Origin of the sequence: Metabacillus sp. YM-086, from assembly GCF_048059995.1 — a bacterium.
In the GTDB taxonomy this organism is placed as follows: Bacteria; Bacillota; Bacilli; order Bacillales; family Bacillaceae; genus Metabacillus; species Metabacillus litoralis_B.
Genome location: NZ_JBLUOI010000152.1, coordinates 1 through 3,809 on the forward strand (window position 1 = coordinate 1; position 3,809 = coordinate 3,809).

Annotated in this window: 7 protein-coding genes; 6 read left to right on the forward strand and 1 reads right to left on the reverse strand. The window is 36.0% G+C overall.

The features are described from left to right. Nucleotides 1–2: 2 nt before the first annotated feature. The 4 genes from rpe (at nucleotide 3) to spoVM (ending at nucleotide 1,847) form a co-directional block, all read left to right on the forward strand. Complete coding sequence (gene rpe / locus ACEWK1_RS27375) at nucleotides 3–656, forward strand: ribulose-phosphate 3-epimerase (protein ID WP_416636855.1); 654 nt, start codon at nucleotides 3–5, stop codon at nucleotides 654–656. Nucleotides 657–733: 77 nt separating this feature from the next. After that, nucleotides 734–913 carry a hypothetical protein gene (locus tag ACEWK1_RS27380; RefSeq protein WP_121661372.1) on the forward strand — a complete coding sequence of 60 codons (180 nt, stop codon included), beginning with the start codon at nucleotides 734–736 and terminating at the stop codon, nucleotides 911–913. Nucleotides 914–975: 62 nt separating this feature from the next. After that, the gene (locus ACEWK1_RS27385; RefSeq protein ID WP_212134494.1) at nucleotides 976–1,620 is read left to right on the forward strand and encodes a thiamine diphosphokinase; all 645 of its coding nucleotides are present in this window, start codon (nucleotides 976–978) and stop codon (nucleotides 1,618–1,620) included. Between the two features lie 146 nt (nucleotides 1,621–1,766). Continuing rightward, nucleotides 1,767–1,847, forward strand: a complete 81-nt coding sequence (gene spoVM / locus ACEWK1_RS27390) for a stage V sporulation protein SpoVM (protein WP_003328987.1) — start codon at nucleotides 1,767–1,769, stop codon at nucleotides 1,845–1,847. Between the two features lie 154 nt (nucleotides 1,848–2,001). Here spoVM and rpmB read toward each other — a convergent pair whose 3' ends face one another. Continuing rightward, complete coding sequence (rpmB, locus tag ACEWK1_RS27395; RefSeq protein WP_098796255.1) at nucleotides 2,002–2,190, reverse strand: 50S ribosomal protein L28; 189 nt, start codon at nucleotides 2,188–2,190, stop codon at nucleotides 2,002–2,004. Nucleotides 2,191–2,465: 275 nt separating this feature from the next. On the opposite strand from rpmB, the gene ACEWK1_RS27400 reads away from it, so the two are divergent. Together ACEWK1_RS27400 and ACEWK1_RS27405 are read left to right on the forward strand one after the other, a co-directional pair. Beyond that, nucleotides 2,466–2,828: an Asp23/Gls24 family envelope stress response protein gene (locus ACEWK1_RS27400; RefSeq protein WP_098796256.1), complete on the forward strand. Its 363-nt coding sequence runs from the start codon at nucleotides 2,466–2,468 to the stop codon at nucleotides 2,826–2,828. A gap of 17 nt (nucleotides 2,829–2,845) precedes the next feature. Then, nucleotides 2,846–3,809 (forward strand): DAK2 domain-containing protein (locus tag ACEWK1_RS27405; RefSeq protein WP_416636856.1); only part of this gene is annotated, 964 nt, incomplete at its 3' end.

The window sequence follows — 3,809 nt, forward strand, 5'->3', positions numbered from 1 at the left end:
TGATAAAAATTGCTCCATCCATTTTATCGGCAGATTTTGCCAAATTGGGAGAGGAAATCAAAGATGTAGAAAAGGGAGGTGCAGATTATATTCATGTTGATGTGATGGACGGCCACTTTGTTCCTAACATTACGATTGGGCCACTTATTGTCGAGGCTATAAGACCCGTAACAAAGCTTCCTTTAGACGTTCATTTAATGATTGAACAACCTGATTTGTATATTAAAGAATTTGTCCGTGCAGGAGCCGACATCATCACTGTTCATGTAGAAGCTTCTAAACATCTGCACCGAACAATTCAACTTATTAAGTCTGAAGGTATAAAAGCTGGTGTTGTGTTAAATCCACATACGCCAATTGAGTTAATATTACACATTCTTGAGGATATTGATATGGTATTGTTCATGACAGTTAATCCAGGCTTCGGTGGTCAATCATTCATTCCGCAAGTCTTACCTAAGATAAAGGCATTAGCTGATATGATTAAAGAAAAGAACCTTTCGGTTGATATCGAGGTTGATGGCGGGATTAATGAAGAAACAGCTAAGCAATGTGTTGCTGCAGGAGCAAATGTTTTAGTTGCCGGTTCTTTTATTTACAATAAGCCGGACCGTCAGGCTGCAATACAAAGTCTTAAGCAAGCAGTTCTATCTTAAGAACAAAAACCGTCATAAAATAACTCAAGGAAACTCATCCTATTACAGTAGACTGCTAAGTGATAGGAGGGGGCAGAGTGAATATTTTAAGGGAAGATGTTGCCATAATTGAACAAGCGTTAAAGGTTGCTTTACAAAATAGTTCAGATTATGAGGAAATTTCTCAGTATGAATCAGTATTACAAAGGCTTAAAAGCGTTAGTACGGACGCTCAGCATGATGGTTTTAGATATGATTATGATGATAATATGCAATAGAATGAAAGAAAAGGAGTTCTGGCATTTCGCATGCCAGACTTTTTTCGTAGTGAGGAGATAAAATGAAAACAATAGCACTAGTAGCAGGAGGTCCCAAGGAAAATCTTGCTGACTTAACAATATATAATCAAAGAGAAATAATGTGGGTGGGGATAGATAGAGGTGTCCGTTATATTGAAGAAGCAGGATTAACACCTGCAAATGCATTTGGAGACTTTGATTCCATTTCGAGTGAAGAACATAAAAGGTTGAAAAAGGATCTTCCACATTTATCTACATATCCTTCCGAAAAAGATCAAACAGATACTGAAATAGCTCTAGAATGGGCAATTAATCAAAAACCAGACCGAATATATCTTTTTGGAGCCACTGGTGGACGAATTGATCATATGCTTGCAAATTTGTATCTCCTTATTAAATCACCCTCTACTCTATCAAAAATTAAATTGATTGATCGTCAAAATCATATCACGCTCTATGGCCCAGGAACATATAAAGTAAAGAGGAAAAATGAATTACGTTATATTTCTTTTATCGCCTTAACCCCTGATGTCATAGGCCTGACACTTGAAGGATTTAAATATCCTTTAAAAAATTGTCATATTAGGCTTGGATCAACATTATGTATTAGTAATGAACTCATTTATGAAGTAGGTACTTTTTCTTTCCTAGACGGCATATTAATAATGATAAGAAGCCGAGATTAAATTGTTGGTAAAAGACAATAGGGGATAGCGTCATTTTTTTACAGAGTATGAATATAATTTAAAGAAATGATTTATTTTATTATGACGCTTGAGCACCTTTGAACAAGCATGAAGACTTGTTTAAGATTTGGTTGAGGAGGGAAACAATGAAATTTTATACGATTAAGTTACCGAAGTTTTTAGGAGGAATAGTTCGAGCAATGCTCGGTTCGTTTAAAAAAGATTAAGAAAAAAAGCACCGTGATTATCGGTGCTTTTTTTCTTAATCCAGTGTTTTCTCTATAAAAGAAAAAACAAAGCTGCAGAATGCGGCTTTATTTTAACTGGATTGTTTTATAGAATGTTAAAGTTAACATCCATATAGAGAGAGCTTAATATAAATTAAACTCGCTCAACTTTACCTGATCTTAAAGCGCGAGCAGATACATATACTCTTTTTGGTTTACCGTTAACTAAGATGCGAACTTTTTGAAGGTTTGCGCCCCAAGTACGTTTGTTAGCGTTCATCGCGTGTGAACGTGCATTACCTGAGCGAGTTTTTCTACCAGTAACAACGCATTTACGTGCCATGTTATTCCCTCCTTACTACAAAAAAACCTTACATATTTTACGTTAATCATGTACATTGCCATGAGATACTTTAATAATTTATCACAACTCAAATGAGATTGCAATACTTCAACGTTAGTCTTTCAAGAATTTTTCCTTGACATAGTTATTTAAGTAATGTTGTATAATAGTAAAGGATGTATGAATTACTAGGATTTTATAATCACTTTTAAAATGGGTATGCTTATAGTAAAATAATAAAAGCCAGTGCGAACAATTCCAAAGGGGGAACAAACATGTCCATTGAATTAAAAACAAAGTACGGACAAATCGATATTTCCAACGAGGTCATTGCAACTGTTGCAGGCGGAGCAGCGATCGACTGCTATGGTATTGTAGGAATGGCTTCAAAGAATCAAATAAAAGACGGTCTTACGGATATCCTAAGAAAAGAGAACTTTAGCAGAGGCGTAATCGTACGTCAAGATGACGATTCAATTAATATTGATATGTATATTATTGTCAGCTATGGTACAAAAATTTCTGAAGTCGCGCATAACGTTCAAACGAAAGTTAAGTATACGTTAGATCAGACGGTTGGACTTGCTGTTGATTCTGTAAATATTTTTGTACAAGGTGTTCGTGTAGCGAACCCATAGTAAGGAGGAAACTACCTGTGTCTATTACAACTTTAGATGGTAAGCAATTTGCAGAAATGATCTTGCAAGGTGCTAACCACCTATCGAATAATTCGAAATTAGTCGATGCGTTAAACGTTTTTCCAGTTCCTGATGGTGACACTGGAACAAATATGAACCTATCCATGACATCAGGAGCAAAAGAGGTAAGAAATAATCCTTCTGCTCATATTGGAAAAACTGGTAATGCGCTTTCGAAAGGCTTATTAATGGGTGCCCGTGGAAATTCCGGCGTTATTCTATCACAATTATTTAGAGGCTTTTCGAAGTTTATTGAATCGAAAGCAAGCATTAATGCAAGTGAATTTGCTGCAGCACTTCAAGCGGGTGTAGATACTGCATATAAAGCGGTAATGAAGCCTGTTGAAGGGACAATTTTAACTGTAGCAAAAGATGCAGCTAAAGCTGCTGTAGCTGCTGCACAAAATGAAACCTCAATTGTGAAACTTATGGAAATTACATTGAAAGAAGCTGAAGCATCATTAAAGCGTACTCCAGATCTACTTCCTGTATTAAAAGAGGTAGGAGTGGTTGATAGTGGTGGACAGGGCCTTGTGTTTGTTTATGAAGGATTTCTTGCAGTTCTAAAGGGTGAAAAACTTGATACAACAAATGTGGCTACACCTACTATGGATGAGCTTGTTAATGCAGAGCATCACAAAAGTGTACAAAGTCATATAAACACGGAAGATATTGAATTCGGATATTGTACGGAATTTATGGTACGCTTTGAAACTGGGAAAACGCCTTTTAACGAAGAAACGTTTCGTCAAGATTTAAGTCATTTTGGTGATTCTTTATTAGTGATTGCTGATGATGAATTAGCTAAAGTACATATACATGCTGAACATCCGGGTGAGGTTCTGTCATATGGTCAGAAATATGGAAACCTTATCAATATGAAAATTGAAAATATGCGTCAGCAACATACTGATATTGTAG